The organism is Hymenobacter gelipurpurascens (genome assembly GCF_900187375.1).
GTDB classification, from domain to species: Bacteria; Bacteroidota; Bacteroidia; order Cytophagales; family Hymenobacteraceae; genus Hymenobacter; species Hymenobacter gelipurpurascens.
The window spans coordinates 2,696,984-2,712,887 of sequence record NZ_FYEW01000001.1 but is presented as its reverse complement, the minus strand read 5'-3'; the positions used below and the strand labels follow the sequence as shown (position 1 = coordinate 2,712,887).

At 55.3% G+C, this 15,904-nt stretch carries 15 protein-coding genes; 3 read left to right on the top strand and 12 right to left on the bottom strand.

Translation table 11 applies throughout. The annotated features are described in order from the left end of the window. The first annotated feature begins 93 nt into the window (after positions 1-93). On the top strand, positions 94-1,473 hold the full coding sequence (locus tag CFT68_RS11540) for an OmpA family protein (RefSeq protein WP_141106530.1): 1,380 nt from the start codon (positions 94-96) through the stop codon (positions 1,471-1,473). Positions 1,474-1,554: 81 nt separating this feature from the next. Here CFT68_RS11540 and CFT68_RS11535 read toward each other — a convergent pair whose 3' ends face one another. The 4 genes from CFT68_RS11535 to nuoK form a co-directional block, all read right to left on the bottom strand. Further along, positions 1,555-2,964, bottom strand: coding sequence for an NADH-quinone oxidoreductase subunit N (locus CFT68_RS11535; RefSeq protein ID WP_088843559.1), 1,410 nt, complete (start codon positions 2,962-2,964; stop codon positions 1,555-1,557). A gap of 124 nt (positions 2,965-3,088) precedes the next feature. Continuing rightward, the gene (locus CFT68_RS11530; protein WP_088843558.1) at positions 3,089-4,558 is read right to left on the bottom strand and encodes a complex I subunit 4 family protein; all 1,470 of its coding nucleotides are present in this window, start codon (positions 4,556-4,558) and stop codon (positions 3,089-3,091) included. A 58-nt stretch (positions 4,559-4,616) separates the two neighbouring features. Next, positions 4,617-6,575: an NADH-quinone oxidoreductase subunit L gene (nuoL, locus tag CFT68_RS11525; protein ID WP_088843557.1), complete on the bottom strand. Its 1,959-nt coding sequence runs from the start codon at positions 6,573-6,575 to the stop codon at positions 4,617-4,619. Between the two features lie 153 nt (positions 6,576-6,728). After that, the gene (nuoK, locus tag CFT68_RS11520) at positions 6,729-7,061 is read right to left on the bottom strand and encodes an NADH-quinone oxidoreductase subunit NuoK (protein ID WP_088843556.1); all 333 of its coding nucleotides are present in this window, start codon (positions 7,059-7,061) and stop codon (positions 6,729-6,731) included. A 344-nt stretch (positions 7,062-7,405) separates the two neighbouring features. Here nuoK and CFT68_RS11515 point away from each other — a divergent pair, with 344 nt between their 5' ends. Together CFT68_RS11515 and CFT68_RS11510 are read left to right on the top strand one after the other, a co-directional pair. Beyond that, the gene (locus CFT68_RS11515) at positions 7,406-8,011 is read left to right on the top strand and encodes an RNA polymerase sigma factor (RefSeq protein WP_245815350.1); all 606 of its coding nucleotides are present in this window, start codon (positions 7,406-7,408) and stop codon (positions 8,009-8,011) included. A 120-nt stretch (positions 8,012-8,131) separates the two neighbouring features. Beyond that, positions 8,132-8,509 (top strand): hypothetical protein, encoded by a 378-nt coding sequence (locus CFT68_RS11510; RefSeq protein WP_212590388.1) that lies wholly within the window; start codon positions 8,132-8,134, stop codon positions 8,507-8,509. A 125-nt stretch (positions 8,510-8,634) separates the two neighbouring features. Here the strand turns inward: CFT68_RS11510 and CFT68_RS11505 are convergent, their stop codons facing one another. From CFT68_RS11505 to CFT68_RS11470, 8 genes are all read right to left on the bottom strand, one after another. Then, complete coding sequence (locus CFT68_RS11505; protein ID WP_088843555.1) at positions 8,635-9,144, bottom strand: NADH-quinone oxidoreductase subunit J family protein; 510 nt, start codon at positions 9,142-9,144, stop codon at positions 8,635-8,637. An 89-nt stretch (positions 9,145-9,233) separates the two neighbouring features. Beyond that, positions 9,234-9,800, bottom strand: a complete 567-nt coding sequence (locus CFT68_RS11500) for a NuoI/complex I 23 kDa subunit family protein (protein WP_088843554.1) — start codon at positions 9,798-9,800, stop codon at positions 9,234-9,236. Between the two features lie 55 nt (positions 9,801-9,855). Continuing rightward, positions 9,856-10,935, bottom strand: a complete 1,080-nt coding sequence (gene nuoH, locus CFT68_RS11495) for an NADH-quinone oxidoreductase subunit NuoH (protein ID WP_245815373.1) — start codon at positions 10,933-10,935, stop codon at positions 9,856-9,858. A gap of 103 nt (positions 10,936-11,038) precedes the next feature. Beyond that, entirely contained in the window at positions 11,039-12,040 is a 1,002-nt protein-coding gene (locus tag CFT68_RS11490; RefSeq protein ID WP_088843552.1) for a 2Fe-2S iron-sulfur cluster-binding protein, read from the bottom strand. A 43-nt stretch (positions 12,041-12,083) separates the two neighbouring features. Next, positions 12,084-13,424 (bottom strand): NADH-quinone oxidoreductase subunit NuoF, encoded by a 1,341-nt coding sequence (gene nuoF, locus CFT68_RS11485; protein ID WP_088843551.1) that lies wholly within the window; start codon positions 13,422-13,424, stop codon positions 12,084-12,086. Positions 13,425-13,444: 20 nt separating this feature from the next. After that, positions 13,445-14,014: an NADH-quinone oxidoreductase subunit NuoE family protein gene (locus CFT68_RS11480; RefSeq protein ID WP_088843550.1), complete on the bottom strand. Its 570-nt coding sequence runs from the start codon at positions 14,012-14,014 to the stop codon at positions 13,445-13,447. A 22-nt stretch (positions 14,015-14,036) separates the two neighbouring features. Next, positions 14,037-15,305: an NADH-quinone oxidoreductase subunit D gene (locus CFT68_RS11475; protein ID WP_088843549.1), complete on the bottom strand. Its 1,269-nt coding sequence runs from the start codon at positions 15,303-15,305 to the stop codon at positions 14,037-14,039. Between the two features lie 17 nt (positions 15,306-15,322). Next, on the bottom strand, positions 15,323-15,889 hold the full coding sequence (locus tag CFT68_RS11470) for an NADH-quinone oxidoreductase subunit C (protein WP_088843548.1): 567 nt from the start codon (positions 15,887-15,889) through the stop codon (positions 15,323-15,325). Between the last annotated feature and the right edge of the window lie 15 nt (positions 15,890-15,904).

Below are 15,904 nucleotides of genomic sequence, written 5' to 3'. Positions count from 1 at the left end.
AGGGAGAAATAGGTAAAGAGATATCGTACTGATAATATATAAGTTTAATTATTTTGAGAAATAATATTGATTTTATGTAATTCAGTATATTGTGTGCATCATCAACTTAATGTCATCGTGATGGAACAGAAGGTGTTGGACGTAATGATGAGTTCTTTTTCTGAAGAGGCTGTTAGTTTATTAAGTAACAAATTTCAGGAAGAGGAAAGCAAAGCAAGGCAGGCAGTAATTCAGGCAATTCCGCTGGTTGTTAACTGCTTACTAACGAGAGGGCAGCGCGAAGATGGGGCCGAAACAATATGGCAGTTGGCCCATGAAGCCGCCGCCGCCGGTCTCCCTCATGAGGTGCAGGCCTTGAGCAGCACCAACTGGATCAGTAGGGGCACCGCCATTATGGAAAGCCTGCTTGCTGAGGCGTATGGCATGACGCTCCAGCGCATGGCAGCCGCAACAGGCGTACGAACGGCCGCTGCGGAAGGCATTCTGGGCGGTGCAGTGGCGCTTACTCTGGGAGCCTTGGGGGCCTATGCCAGCCAACACCAGTTGCAGGCGCCCGGGCTGCTGGCCTGGTTGCAGTGGCAGGAGGCCGATATTATGCATGCCCTGCCCGGTTTCATCCGCAAGCCACAGGCAGAGCCTTACCTAGAGAAAGCAATGCCAGGCAGTGCATTGGCCTCCACAGGCGTAGCTCCTGGCTCCTGGACGAGCGTTGGTGGCGGCATGGCCTATACGCCACCGGCCCAGGCTCCCCAAGATTTGCCCAGAGGCTCAATGCGCTGGCAATGGGGCGGAATAGTTCTGCTCGCGGTAGGCCTAGGCTACTTCCTGGGGCACGACCGACTATCGGCCCTTACCAACGGCAACGCCTTAACCACAGCCTCTACTGCTTCCCTGATGGGAGGAGGCGAGGAAAGCAGGCCTGCCGCGCCCGTGGCCACCGCCAATACGGGAGTAGCAGCCGGGCATTACGACTTGGAATCTGATACTTACATCTACGATACAGGCCAGCCCACAATTCTGCAGCTCGCCGATGGTACCGTGCAGAAAGTGGGGCTGAACTCCACCGAAAATCGGCTATACACGTTTCTGGCCGACCCTGGAATGCAGGTAGATTCTGTGAACCGCACCAAAGGCTGGATCAACTGCGACCGGGTTTATTTTGACCCCGGACAGGCTACCCTGACGGGCGATTCGCAGCAGCAGCTACGCAATATTGCCAGCATCCTGAAAACATTCCCGACAGCCAAGGTAAAGTTCGGCGGCTATACCGATAGTACCGGCAATGCGCTAAATAACTATAAGCTAAGCGAGGAGCGCGCCAAAACGGCTATGCTTGCCTTAGGAGCCATGGGAGTCGACATTAATCGGGTGGAGGCGAAAGGCTACGGCGGTAAGTTCTTCCTGACCTCCAATAATAGCCCTGAAGGCCGCGCCCTGAACCGGCGTATCAGTGTTCGGGTGCTGAAGAAGTAGGAGAGTGGCCTAGGCCTATACAACGACAAAGGAGTGGCCTCCGAGCCACTCCTTTGTCGTTGTATGCAAGTAAAATTCAGCTTACAGAATACCGCTTATCAGACCGGGCAGCACGCCCAACACTACTGTCAGCAACGCCAGCGCAAGCAGGGCCACCGATTGGAACGAGCCCACATACACTGGCTCGGCAGTCGTCACATCGGTGTCGCGCATGTACATGGCAATGATAGGACGCAGGTAGTAGTAGATGCTCACCATCGACATCACGACGGCAAATACAACCAGACCGATATAGCCATTTTCTACCGCCGCCGAGAAGATGAAGAACTTGCCGAAGAATCCTCCCGTGAGCGGTATGCCCGCCAAAGACAGCATGGCTACTGTCATCACAAAGGCCAATAGCGGGTTGGTTTTGGCCAGGCCATTCAGGCCGTTGTAGTCTTCGCGCTGGCGCTGATCGGCTACCAGTTTCAGCACGCCGAAGGCAGCTACGGTGGCTACTGAGTAGGCCAGTGAGTAGAAGAAAATGCCGTTAGCAGAAGCGCCTTCCATCTGTCCGTTGAAGGCCACTAGGCCAATCAGGAGGTAGCCGGCGTGCGAAACGCTGGAGTAGGCCAGCATCCGCTTCACACTGTTTTGCGCTACGGCCCCGACGTTACCGATGAGCAGCGTTAGTACGCACATGGCCGTCAGGGTAGGGAGCCACACCCCTTGGGCTGAGGCGGCAGGAAATACCTGCACCAGCAACTTCAGGAACGCCGCGAAACCGGCCGCTTTCACTACGGTGCTCATGAAGGCCGCGAAGAACGTGGGCGTTCCTTCGTACACATCGGGCGTCCAGAAGTGGAAAGGCGCTACTGATACTTTAAAGCTCATGCCAATCAGCATCATCAGCATCCCGATATATAGCATGGGCTGTAGCGAGTCGTTGATGGGGTTCTGGACCGCGAAGCTGATCTGGGACAGCTGGAAGGTGCCCGTGGCGCCGTACACCAACGCCATTCCGAAGAGCAGCACGCCGGTAGTAAAGGAACCCATCAGGAAGTACTTCAGGGCAGCTTCATTGGAGCGCAGGTTGCGCTTATCGGAGCCGGCCAGCACATACATGGCAATGCTCAGCGTCTCGATGCCGATAAAAAGCATCAGCAGGTGGTTGTAGGCCACCATCATTACGGCTCCAACCAGTGAGAACAGCAGCAGCGAATAGTACTCGGCCAGATTTGCCTGACCATCGCGCACGTATTTGTGCGAGAAGGGCAGGAGCAGGAACGCCGTCAGGACCACGATGCCTGTGAAAGCCACCGAGAAGTTGTCGATGACCAGCATATCGTTGAAGTACGAATGCGCGCCCTCGTTCCAGTCGATCAGGTTGACGCCAAACACCAGCGCCAGTATGAGCATGGCAGCTGGCAGTAGCAGTCGGTTGGAGCGCAGAAACCCTAGGAACAGGTTGCCGAGGCCGAGAACAGATAAGAGGATGATTGAATTCATGTTCTATCTCAATGTAGCGCGAAACTTCTGCTTCGCGTATCGTTGGAATCGTTGAACGGGCACCGGATGCCGGGGCAAACCGGGTCGTTCAACGATACGCGAAGCGGAAGCTTCGCGCTACAGGTTATCGTTTTACTACCTCGTTCAGGATGCCCATCACGCTGCCTTCCGACAGGTGCAGGAACATGTTCGGGAACAAGCCAATCCAGAATACCAGCACGATGAGCGGAACCAGTACGGCTAGCTCGGCACCGGTCAGGTCAGTAAACGTGGCAGTGAAAGTAGAGTCTGGTCCCAGCATCACGCGCTGGAACATGCGCAATAGGTACACGGCGGCCAGAATAATAGTAACACCGGCTACCGCACCCATCCAGGCGTTGTACTCATACACACCGGCCAGCAGCAGGAACTCACCCACAAACCCGTTGGTGAGGGGTAAGGCCACCGTGCCAAGCAGGAGCACCAGGAAGCACACCGTTAGAACTGGCGCCTGACGCGTTAGGCCACCCAGATCCGCAATGTTGCGGGTACCGGTGCGGCGTTCAATGGCGTCGGCAATGAAGAACATACCCACCACGTTGATGCCGTGGGCCAGCATCTGGATGCTGGCGCCCTGTAGGCCTATCTGGGTGAGCGAGAACACGCCCGCCGCCATGAGGCCAACGTGCGAGAGCGAGGAATATGCAATCAGACGCTTCACGTCCTGCTGACGGATGGCGATGATAGCGCCGTAGATAATGCCGATGATGGCGAGAACCAGCACCAAATTCTGCCACTGGCTTACGCCCTGCGGCACCACGGGCAGCAACCAGCGCATGCAGCCGTAGATACCCATTTTCAGCATGATGCCCGAGAGCAGCATGGTAGCCGGTGCCGGCGACTCCGTGTAGGTATCGGGCTGCCAGGTGTGGAAGGGGAAGATGGGCATCTTCACGGCGAAGGCCGCGAAAATCAGCCAGAACAACCACGACTGCTCCTGTACGCTCAGGTTCAGGTTGTAGAACGAAGCAATATCGGAGTTGTGCGCCGCCAGGCCATTGGCCGCTGGGCCGGTCTGGAAATACAGGTACACGAAGCCGGCCAGCATGAACAGCGAGCCGACGATAGTGTAGAGGAAGAACTTGAACGTAACCTTGGCGCGGTTTACGCCGCCCCATACACCAGCCAGGAAGTAGATCGGAATCAGGGCTACTTCCCACATAAAGTAGAACAGAAACGCATCCTGGGCCGTGAATACGCCCACTAGGCCAGTCTCCATGAACAGCACCAGTGCATAGAAGGCGCCTTCGTTCTCGAAGTTGCGGCGGAAGGCAGCCAGCAGGATAATCGGTACCAGAAAGGTCGTCAGGAGCACCAGCAGCAGGCTAAGGCCATCCATTCCTACATGGAAGTTGATACCCGCGGAGGCAATCCACTCGTGGTTGAAGGAGAATTGTCCGGTGTGGTTTGAGTTGAAAGTGATGGCTGCGTAAACCGCCAGCACAAATTCGACCAGCGCCGCGCCAAACGCCGCCACCCGGGCAGCGCCGCCTTTAAAGAAGTGCAGCAGCAGGGCGGCCACCACGGGCCAGAGTAGAAGGATAACAGTCAGCATACGTTATCTGGATGCGGGTGAAGCCGGAAAAGCGTCCGGTCCGGCCGTCAGAGGAAGATTAGAATTTCAGGTAGTTCAGCGCCAGCACGAGCACAACACCTACAACCATCAGGATGAGGTATGTTTCCACGGAGCCGGTTTGCACATAGCGCAGCAGCTGCCCGCCGCCCATTGTGATGCGGCCTAGGCCATTAACTACCGGATCAATGATGCCATTCTCTACGTAGCGGTACAGGCCTTTCGAGAGACCCATGATGGGGCGCACGAACAGAGAGTTATATAGCTCGTCGATGTAGTACTTGTGGTACACTACGTTCTCGGGAGCAGAGCGCTGCGCTTCGTCCTCGGCGGGGCGGGCACCACGGCTCACGTACTGCACGTAGGCCAGTATGATGCCTAGCACACCAGCACCTACGGATAAGCCTATCAACATCAACTCCGTAGCGTGATCAACTTCACCAGCAAATGCCTCGGGCTTGAGTTGACGCGAGTAGGTGAAGAGCGGCGCGAGGTAGTCGGCGAGGTAGTGCTTGCCCAAGAACATGGGCGCACCCATGAAACCACCCACGGCGGCCAGAATAGCCAGCACGATGAGCGGCAGCGTCATAGAAGCCGGCGACTCGTGGAGGTGATGCTTCTGCTCCTCAGTACCGCGGAACTCGCCGAAGAAGGTGAGGAACAGCAGGCGGAACATGTAAAACGCCGTCAGGAAGGCAGTGAATAGGCCTACCGCGTACAGCACTTTGCTGTGCTCGTACACGTGGGTCAGGATTTCGTCTTTCGAGAAGAAGCCGGCGAAGGGCGGGATGCCAGAAATAGCCAGGCAGCCAATCAGGAAAGTGATGAACGTGATGGGAAGCGCCTTGCGTAGGCCACCCATGCGGCGGATGTCCTGCTCGTTGCTCATGGCGTGAATCACGGAGCCAGCCCCCAGGAACATAAGGGCCTTGAAGAAGGCGTGGGTCAGCACGTGGAACAATGAAGTGCTGTAGCCCATCACGCCCAGCGCCAGGAACATGTAGCCCAGCTGCGAAACGGTGGAATAGGCCAGTACCTTCTTAATATCGTTTTGAGCCAGACCGATGGTGGCAGCAAACAGCGCCGTAGCGGCACCGATAACGGCAATAACTTCCAGCGTTTCGGGAGCCAGCGTGAACAGCACGTTGGCGCGGATAATCATGTAGATACCCGCCGTTACCATGGTGGCGGCGTGAATCAGGGCCGAAACCGGAGTAGGGCCGGCCATAGCGTCGGGCAGCCAGGTGTACAGCGGAATCTGCGCCGATTTACCGGAAGCACCCACGAACAGCAGCAACGTAATCACCGTAACGATGCTTACGGTGTAGGGACCGAACTGATTGAGGGAAGCCTTCTGAAATACCTCGGCGTACTGCACCGATTGGAAAGTCAGATAAATCAGGAAAATGCCAAGCAGGAAGCCTAAGTCGCCTACGCGGTTGATAATGAAGGCTTTTTTAGCGGCGTTGTTGTTGTGAGTTTCCTTGTTCCAGAAGCCGATGAGCAGGTAGGAGCAGAGGCCTACACCTTCCCAGCCAATGAACAGAATCACGAAGTTGGCGCCCAACACCAATACCAGCATCGAAAACACGAAGAGATTCAGGAAGGCGAAAAACTTGCCCACGTTCTCGTCGTGGTGCATATAGCCGATGCTGTACACGTGAATCAGGAAGCCCACACCCGTCACGAGCAGCAGCATAATCAGGCTGAGCTGGTCGATCTGGTAGGAGAAGGGAATCTGCATCGAGCCGACCGAAATCCAGTCGAACAGCGTGACGGTATAGGGGTAGCTGAAGTTGGCGAACAGCATCGCCGAAATCAGGAAAGAGCCTAGCACCGTGGCGCTACCAATAATGCCGGCTACGGTGCCCGAAAGCCGCTTGTTCAGCAGTCCGTTCACCAGGAAACCCAGGAAAGGCAGCAGCGGAATCAGCACGTACAGCAGCGTGGAGTACGGCGCGCCGGCGGCAGGAATTACTTGCGTTACTTGTTCTTGCATAAGATTCTGCGTGAACTCCTCCCCAACTACCTTTCCGCTTAACTCGCGGAATCATTAGGAAGAAGGGCTTACATCAGTGCTACAACAAGTCTGTCCTGTCGTTGCACTAATACTCTAAGCCACTCTCCCGGACGAAAGTGGTTGGGGGAGGGGTTAGAACTTCAGTCGGTTTAGCAGATTGACGTCGGTATTCTGGAGATTTCGGTAGATCATCACGATGATGGCCAAGCCTACGGCCACCTCGGCGGCAGCTACAGCCATGATGAAGAACACGAAGATTTGGCCATTCGGATCGGACCGATACGCCGAGAAAGCCGTCAGGAGCACGTTTACGGCGTTGAGCATCAACTCCACGCACATAAAAATGATAATGGCATTACGTCGGGTCAGGACCCCAACCACGCCAATGGAAAACAAGGCGGTTGCAAAGAAGACGTAATATTGAAGAGGAACCGTTTGAATAACCTGCGGTATGTTCTGGTCCATGCGGTAGAGCTGACGGCGAAATGAAGCGGCTGGCGAAAGCACAGCTACTCGTTAATTAGCTGGCAAAGGTATCCTGAAAATTGGAAAACGCCACCTTAAAATCCACTCGCCAGTTACCGCTGCGCAGGCGAAGATTCGCTGCTCATTATGGAACCGAGCTTATACAAATACAGAGCAAGGTTCCGGACTTCCATGCGTAAGTCCTGATCAGGAAGCGCAACAAGCCTCAAACACCTGCAGAACCCTTCGCAAATTAGACGCACGGATTCTGTAGCTGGGCTACCTGAGAATATTTTCTGCTTAGCATAAAGTATCTTCCCCCGCTCCACGTCAGCGGGAGTAGAATGGAAACCATTGCCTACCCACTCGAAGCCCCGCTCATGACGGCTGGCCACCAGGACCTGCAGATCCAGGAAGCTGTGCGCACGCAACGCAAGCGGCTGCTGGCCTTCATCCGCCGTCGTATTCCGAACGAGGCGGAGGCTGAAGACGTCCTGCAGGACGTATTTGCCGAGTTAGTTGAAAGCTACCGGCTGCTTAAACCCGTGGAGCAGGCGGCCGCCTGGCTCTTTCGGGTGGCACGGAACAAAATCACGGACCTGTACCGCCGTAAGAAAACGGCGTCGTTGGAAGATGAATTCCTGCCGACTGGCCTAGGCGACGAAGAAAGCTCCCTGCTGCTGGCCGACATCTTGCCCGCCCCCGACGATGCTCCGGAGAATCGTTTGTTGCGCGAGACGTTGATGGAAGCCCTTTCTGATGCGCTAGCCGAACTGCCAGCGGCCCAACGGGAGGTCTTCATCTGGCATGAGCTGGAGGAAAAAACCTTCCGGGAAATGGAAGAGGAAACCGGCGTACCCCTCAAAACGCTCATTTCCCGCAAGCATTACGCCGTGCAGCACCTGCGCAAACGGCTGCAAAAGCTCTACACTGAGTTATTCACAGATTGATGATTGCAGACCGCTGAACTGGCCTAGACAGTTCGGCCCTGACAAATTCCCTCACATCACCCCGTCTGGGGTACTGGCCCCTAACAGGCCTATCACCCCAGACCTTCTCCCATAAGTGAAATGAAACCCTCCTTCTGGCTGCTCCGTGGCCTCAAATTCGTCCTTTTTGCCGCGCTTTTTGTCACGCTGGCGGCCTACGTTACCATGAGCCTGTGGAACTGGCTGGTTCCTGAGCTGTTCCATGGCCCGTTTATTAGTATTTGGCAGGCGCTAGGCCTGTTGGGCCTTACCCGCATTTTGTTTGGGGGCTGGGGGCGAGGAGGCCGCGCCGGTTGGGCCCGTCATCGTCGGCAGTGGAAGCAAAAGATGGAAAGCCGCCTAGGCCACCTCACGCCCGAAGAGCGGGAAAAATTTCGCCAGAAAATGGAAGGCGCTTGTGCTGGCCCAGCTTGGATGCGCCGTAAATCCACTGAAGATCCTCACTCCTCCACCGTATAGACGCTGGTAATGTGCCCGCCGCCTGTTTTGGGCGGTGCCATTTCACTACACAAATGCTGCCCAGATAAGCATTAAAAAAGGCCACTGATTTATCAGTGGCCTTTTTTAATAAGTGCAGATGAAGGCTAAAAGTGTCGTTCGCCGGTTTCGCGTTTGCCTAGCATTACGGCACCGACCATTGCTACCAGGAAAAGCACAGAGGCTAATTCGAAAGGAAGCAGATACTGGCGATATAGAACCAGACCCAACTGATCAACCATACCAATCTGGGAGTTGAAGGTGGCAGCTTCGTAGCCCGTAGGCTGAATGTCGCGCATGGCGGCCACCATTATCAGCAACAGCGAGCCACCTGCCACAGCAGCGGCAATCTTTGCCAGAGCGGGCTTGTGTGGCTCCGTGTCAATGTTCAGATTCAGGAACATAATCACGAACAGGAACAGCACCATAATTGCTCCCGCATAAACGATGATGTTCACGGCGGCCAAGAACTGCGCGTTCAGCAGCAAATAATGCCCCGATAAGGAAAAGAACGTCAGAATCAGGAACAGTACGCTGTGCACCGGATTTTTGGCGAATACCACGCCCAGTGCGCTCAGCAGCGCCACAAATGACAGAAAAAGAAAGAGTGGAGACATGTAACGAAGGTAAGACCAACGTACCGTTGGTAAAGCATGAACGAAAGTTGCTAACAAATAAGCGCTAGGCCACTTGCTGCCTGATGGTGCTATACGGCCAGCTTAGTGCGCAACGCATCGGCCTGTTCCGGCGTCAGTTGAATGCCACGAACGGAACGCTGATCCGGAGCAACCGGCTCTACCAAACGGTCTTTGCCGTACACGAACTCATCACGCTCGAAGCGTGGTGGCGCCATTTTATCAGGCTGCAGATATACTGCGGCTTTCGGGCAAGCTTCTTCGCAGAGGCCACAGAAGATGCAACGGAGCATGTTAATCTCATAGCTGATAGCGTACTTCTCCTCACGATACAGGCCTTCTTCGCCTTTCTTCCGCTCGCCAGCTACCATTGTAATGGCTTCGGCGGGGCAGGCTACGGCGCACAAGCCACAAGCCGTGCAACGCTCCCGGCCCTGTTCATCACGCTTGAGCACGTGCAGGCCCCGGAACACCGGCGAGAACGGACGCGTTTCTTCGGGGTAACGGATGGTCGCCTTCTTCATGAAGAAGTGACGCATCGTGATAGAAAGCCCCTGGAAGATGGCCGGCAGGTAAGCCCGCTCAGCCAGCGTCATCGGCTTTTTCTCTAATTTCTTGGCTCGGTTGGTGAGTTGCATATACAAAGTCCTTTTGCCAGAACCAGCAAAGCAGATGCTGGCAAAGTAGTGGATGTTACTGAATCACTCCGAACAGGATCAGCCCGCCGGTAATGAGAATGTTGATGACGGCCAGCGGGATCAAAATGGTCCAGCCAAGGCGCATCAATTGGTCGTAGCGGAAGCGTGGCAGAGTCCAGCGAATCCACATGAAGAAGAAGATGAAGGCGAAAATCTTCGCGAACAGGCCTAGTGTGCCCAGAATCGTAATCAGGTTCTGAGCCGAACCTAGTTCCCAACCCTGGCTGTTCACAAACCAATCGCGCAGCTCGTATTGGAAGGGAAAGTTGAAGCCGCCGAAGTACAGTACACTCATCACGGCCGAAACCACGAAGATGTTCACGTATTCAGAGAACAGGTAGAGGCCTAGCTTCATCGAAGAGTACTCGGTGTGGTAACCGCCTACCAATTCCGTTTCGCACTCTGGCAAGTCGAAAGGCGTACGGTTAGTTTCTGCGAAAGCGCACACTAGGAAGATGATAAAGCCCAGCGGTTGCTTGGCAATGTTCCAGAAATGCCACTCACCAGCTACCGACTGCTGCAGCGTAATTTCGCGCAGTGATAGTGTGCCCGACATCATCAGCACGGCAATCAGAGCCATGCCCATGGCTAGCTCGTAGCTGATGTTCTGCGAGGCTGCCCGCACGGCACCTAGTAGGGAGAACTTGTTATTCGAAGCCCAGCCGCCAATCATCACGCCATAAACACCTAGCGAAACCACGCCGAAGATCCATAGCATGCCAATGTTTACTTCAATGCCTTGCAGGAAGAAAGCGTTGTTGCCAAAGGTGATGTTATTGCCAAATGGAATTACCGCCGACGACATCAGGGCAGTAATCATGGCCAGGCAAGGGCCAAATACGAACAATGCTTTGTTCGCGCCACCCGGAAAGAACTCTTCTTTGGTAAACATCTTCACCGCATCGGCCAAGGGCTGCGCCAGGCCATATGGGCCGGCACGGTCGGGGCCTACGCGGTCCTGCAGAAATGCTGCAATAACACGTTCAGCATAGGTGCAGTACGTTGCAATCAGCAGGGAAACTGCGAATACAACGAAGATGACAATGGATTGCCAGCCTAGTGCGGGTAGTTCAATCATTTCAATTATGAGTTGTCAGTTGCCAGTTGCCAGTTGCCAGTAGTTTGGAGTGCCGATTGTGCCCATACTGGCAACCGGCAACTCCGCAACTGGCAACTGATTACCCTAGTTTCAGTGGAGGATTCTTTTCCAGTTCGCGCTGGGTGCTTTCGGGCAAATCGGCAATAACCGATTGGTTGAGCACTGGCAACTCGTAGTGGTTAGCCGAAATAACGGAAGAACGGTCGATGTGGGCTGGTCCTTCGATTGTCCAGTCCGATGTTTCCTTCTTCTCGAAGCGGCACTCGTTGCAAATCCACTCTTTTACCTCGCCATACTCGTCCTTGCGGGCGGTAGTGCGAAGTACGTCTTTGCCTTTATACCATAACACTACATTACCGGAGCACTTAGGGCAGTCGCGGTGAGCATTTACCGGCTTTGTGAACCATACGCGCTGCTTGAAGCGGAACGTCTTATCGGTTAGAGCTCCCACGGGGCATACGTCGATGACGTTGCCGGAGAAGTCATTATCGATGATGTTCTCGATGTAAGTACCGATTTCAGCAGCATCACCGCGGCCTAGTACGCCGTGTACCCGGTCGCCTTTGGCAATCTGGTCGGCGGTGTACACGCAGCGGTAGCACAGAATGCAGCGCGTCATGTGCAGCTGAATCAGCGGACCGATATCGATTTTCTCGAAGGTGCGACGCTCTTCCTGATAGCGGGTTGTGGACACGCCATGCTCGAAAGCAAAGTTCTGCAGGTCACACTCACCAGCTTGGTCGCACACGGGGCAGTCCAGGGGGTGGTTGATGAGCAGCATTTCCACAATGCCCTTGCGCACGTTCAGTACCTGCTCGGAAGTCGTATTCTCGACTACCATGCCGTCCTGTACAGGCGTTACACACGAAGCAACCAGCTTAGGCATCGGGCGCGGGTCCTTGGCCGAGCCAGCCGCTACACGCACGAGACAGGCGCGGCACTTACCACCCGAGCCTTTGAGCGGCGTGTAGTAGCACATGGCCGGGGGAACGATGCTGCCCCCGATCTGGCGGGCTGCATTCAGGATAGTGGTTCCGTCCGGAACTTCTACCTCAACGCCATCAAAGGTTATTTTAGCCATTATTCAGAGCTTCCAGAAAGGGAAGAGAAGAGTCAATAGAAAATTAAGCCAGAACTGCGTTGCCAGGGAAAACAGCACCGGGCTGGGCCGCTTGCTTGGCATGGGTCACGTGCCACTCGAACTCGTCGCGGAAGTGACGCACAGCAGCCGCAACCGGCCAGGCAGCCGCTTCGCCCAATGGGCAAATAGTATTGCCTTCGATTTGCTTGGCCACGCTTACCAGCAGGTCGATGTCTTCCATGTGGCCATGGCCGTGCTCCAAACGGTGCAGCACTTTCTCCATCCAGCCCGTACCCTCACGGCAAGGCGAGCACTGCCCGCACGACTCGTGATGATAGAAACGAGAGAAGTTCCAGGTGTTGCGCACGATGCAGGTCGTCTCGTCCATGGCAATGAAGCCACCGGAGCCGAGCATTGTGCCCGTCACAAAGCCACCGTCGGAAAGCGACTCATATGTCATGAGGCGGTTTTCACCAGCCGCTGTTTTCAGGATAAGTTCCGTAGGTAGAATTGGAACGGATGAACCACCGGCTACTACTGCCTTCAAGTTCCGGCCTTTCCAGATGCCACCGCAGTACTCATCGGAGTAGATGAATTCCTCAACAGGCAGGCCTAGCTCAATTTCGTAGATGCCGGGCTTGTTGAGGTGGCCGCAAGCAGAGAAAAGCTTGGTACCTGTGCTCCGACCTACACCGATTTTGGCATACTCGTCGCCGCCTTCGTTCACGATAACTGGCACGGCCGCAATCGACTCCACGTTGTTAACTACCGTGGGGCGAGCGTAAAGGCCTTGCACAGCCGGGAATGGAGGCTTGTTACGCGGATTCCCCCGCTTGCCTTCCAACGATTCCAACAGAGCTGTTTCCTCACCGCAGATATACGCGCCACCACCTGGGTGCACGTGCAAGTCGAGGTCGTAGCCGGAGCCTAGGATGTTCTTGCCGAGGAAGCCAGCGGCGTAGGCCTCTGCAATAGCTTTCTCCAGGATGCGCAGCACGTACAACAACTCACCGCGGATATAGATATACGAGGTGTTGGCGCCCAGCGCGTACGAGCTCGTAATCATGCCCTCAATCAGCAAGTGGGGCAGCTTCGACATCAACTGACGATCCTTGAAGGTGCCCGGCTCCGATTCATCGGCGTTGCAGACGAGGTAGCGCGGCACACCTTCGGGCTTCGCCAGGAAGCTCCACTTCATGCCGGTAGGGAAGCCAGCGCCGCCGCGCCCACGCAGGCCCGACTTCTTGACTTCCTCCACTACTTCATCGGGAGTCATCGTTTTGATGGCTTTCTCCACTGAGCGGTAACCGCCGTGTTTGCGGTATACCTCAAAGGTGTCGATGCCTTCAACGTTAATATGTTCGGTCAGCAGTTTGCGTCCCATAGATTCAGAGCTGAAAGACGTTAGTTGTTGGCCAGTGCGTTTGGTAGGCCAGTTTCTTCCCACGGCAGGGCAGGGCGGTGCACTTGGTTGCGCAGCTCAGAGAGCATAGCATCTACAGCTTCCGGCGTATCCAACTGCTCGTAGTATTTCTCACGCACTTGCACGATGGGAGCAAAGCCGCAAGCCGCTAAGCATTCCACTTCTTTTAAAGTGAACAGCCCGTCCTCAGAAGGCGTGCCGCCCACCTTTGCGCCTGTAATCCGCTCCAGGTGAGCCGTCAACTCATCGGAACCACGCAACATGCAAGGGCCCGTGCGGCAGATTTCCAGCACGTGCTTGCCTACTGGCTTCAGGTTGAACATAGTGTAGAAGGATGAAACTTCATACACTTCAATTGGCTTGATACCAATTACTTCGGCTACCAAATCCTGAACCTCTGGGCTCACCCAGCCGCCAAATTCGGCTTGGGCAATGTGCAGGATAGGCAGCAAGGTCGACTTGCGTCGGTCTTCAGGGTAATGGGTAAGCAGACGCTTGATTTCGGCCTGAGCGGCTTCGGAAAATTGCGGCTTGACGGCAGTCGTCTCCATAAAAGTCAAATTCAGCAAAAAACTACGCGTCGAGCTCCCCCGCAATCACGTTCATCGACGACAGCGTCACGATGGCGTCGGAGAGTGTCTGGCCTACTACCATTTCCGTGTAGGCCTGGTAGTAGATGAAGCAAGGACGGCGGAAGTGCAAGCGGTACGGGGTGCGGCCGCCATCAGAAACCAAGTAGAAACCCAACTCACCGTTGCCACCCTCTACCGAGTGATACACTTCACCGACCGGTGCCTCAATCTCGCCCATAACGATCTTGAAGTGGTAGATGAGCGCTTCCATATTCTTATATACCGCCTGCTTGGGAGGCAGGTAGTAATGCGGGGCATCAGCGTGGTACGGGCCTTCGGGAAGGTTTTCGAGCGCCTGATTGATGATGCGCAGGCTCTGCCAAATCTCCTCGTTGCGCACCATGAAACGGTCGTAGGTGTCGCCCTTCGTGCCCACAGGAATTTCGAACTCGAAATCTTCGTAGCTGGAATAGGGATTCATTACCCGAACGTCGTAGTCGACACCGGCAGCACGCAGGTTAGGGCCTGTGAAGCCGTAGTTCAGAGCACGCTCAGCCGAGATGCCGCCCACATCGACCACGCGGTCCATGAAGATGCGGTTGCGGTTGAACATCTTCTCGAACTCCGCCATAACGGCTGGGAAGGTCTTCAGCCAGGCACGCAGCTTGGCAATAGCCACATCGGTGAAGTCGCGCTCCATACCGCCTACGCGGCCCATGTTGGTGGTGAGGCGGGCACCACTTACTTCTTCGTAAATCTCGTACACCTTTTCGCGCTCCTCCATCAGGTAGAGGAAGCCGGTGAAAGCGCCCGTATCTACGCCTAAGATGCCATTGCAAATCAGGTGGTCGGTGATGCGGGCCAGCTCCATCAGAATCACGCGCATGTACTGCGCGCGCTTCGGAACCGTCACGCCGAGCAGCTTCTCTACCGTCATATGCCAGCCCATGTTGTTGATGGGCGACGAACAGTAGTTCATCCGGTCGGTGAGGGGCGTAATCTGATAGAACGGCCGACGTTCGGCTATCTTCTCGAAGGCCCGGTGGATATAGCCAATAGTAGGAACACCCGACACAATCCGCTCGCCATCCATTTGCAGGATGTTCTGGAAAATGCCGTGCGTAGCGGGGTGTGTGGGGCCCAGGTTCAGCGTCGTGAGTTCCTGGTTGAAGTCGTTTACCGTAGGCGCCAGGGGATTAATCCGCGCCTGCTGCGCCCGGGCTTCTTCGATGATTTTATGGGTGCCTTCCAGCGTGTCGTTAACTGCCATGATAAGGTATCAGGGGCCTAGCGGCCGAAGAAAAGGTCGGTTTTATCTTCACGGGTGCCGTCTTCGAGGGCGTATTCCCGGCGCATAGGATGGTAGTCCATGTCCTCCACATTCAGGATACGAATGAGGTTGGGGTGGCCCGAGAAGATGATGCCGTAGAAATCGTAGGCCTCTCTTTCCATCCAGTTGGCGGTGGAGTAGAGGTTCGTCAGCGTGGGCACTACGGGGTCGGCAATCGGGAAGAAGATTTTGAGGCGCAGCCGGATGTTTTGGGTCAGGCTGTGCAGATGATAAATCATACCTAGCTCCTTGCCCTCATTCTCCGGATAGTGAATCCCACACATAGTTGTCAGGAAGTTCAGCTGTAACTCCTGGTCCTGCTGTAGGCCACCAATGATATCGTGAATCCGCTCGCGCGTGGTGGTTGCCGTCAGGAGGCCATACGGCTGCTCCACATCCATGAAAGTGTCGGCTCCGAACAGGCGGTGCAGCAGATCTAGCAATTGCGCATTTTTCTGCGCCGCTGGGTCGAGGGCTGCCGCAGTTTCCTGAGCGGCCGGGGATTCTTCGTTCTGTTCAGCCATTCTTTTGAGAGAAGC

What these genes read in the sequence shown, in the direction of transcription:
- CFT68_RS11535 (WP_088843559.1), bottom strand. Translation starts at nt 2,964, where the DNA reads ATGAATTCAATCATCCTCTTATCTGTTCTCGGCCTCGGCAACCTGTTC.
- CFT68_RS11530 (WP_088843558.1), bottom strand. Translation starts at nt 4,558, where the DNA reads ATGCTGACTGTTATCCTTCTACTCTGGCCCGTGGTGGCCGCCCTGCTG.
- nuoL (WP_088843557.1), bottom strand. Translation starts at nt 6,575, where the DNA reads ATGCAAGAACAAGTAACGCAAGTAATTCCTGCCGCCGGCGCGCCGTAC.
- nuoK (WP_088843556.1), bottom strand. Translation starts at nt 7,061, where the DNA reads ATGGACCAGAACATACCGCAGGTTATTCAAACGGTTCCTCTTCAATAT.
- CFT68_RS11515 (WP_245815350.1), top strand. Translation starts at nt 7,406, where the DNA reads ATGGAAACCATTGCCTACCCACTCGAAGCCCCGCTCATGACGGCTGGC.
- CFT68_RS11510 (WP_212590388.1), top strand. Translation starts at nt 8,132, where the DNA reads ATGAAACCCTCCTTCTGGCTGCTCCGTGGCCTCAAATTCGTCCTTTTT.
- CFT68_RS11505 (WP_088843555.1), bottom strand. Translation starts at nt 9,144, where the DNA reads ATGTCTCCACTCTTTCTTTTTCTGTCATTTGTGGCGCTGCTGAGCGCA.
- CFT68_RS11500 (WP_088843554.1), bottom strand. Translation starts at nt 9,800, where the DNA reads ATGCAACTCACCAACCGAGCCAAGAAATTAGAGAAAAAGCCGATGACG.
- CFT68_RS11490 (WP_088843552.1), bottom strand. Translation starts at nt 12,040, where the DNA reads ATGGCTAAAATAACCTTTGATGGCGTTGAGGTAGAAGTTCCGGACGGA.
- nuoF (WP_088843551.1), bottom strand. Translation starts at nt 13,424, where the DNA reads ATGGGACGCAAACTGCTGACCGAACATATTAACGTTGAAGGCATCGAC.
- CFT68_RS11480 (WP_088843550.1), bottom strand. Translation starts at nt 14,014, where the DNA reads ATGGAGACGACTGCCGTCAAGCCGCAATTTTCCGAAGCCGCTCAGGCC.
- CFT68_RS11475 (WP_088843549.1), bottom strand. Translation starts at nt 15,305, where the DNA reads ATGGCAGTTAACGACACGCTGGAAGGCACCCATAAAATCATCGAAGAA.
- CFT68_RS11470 (WP_088843548.1), bottom strand. Translation starts at nt 15,889, where the DNA reads ATGGCTGAACAGAACGAAGAATCCCCGGCCGCTCAGGAAACTGCGGCA.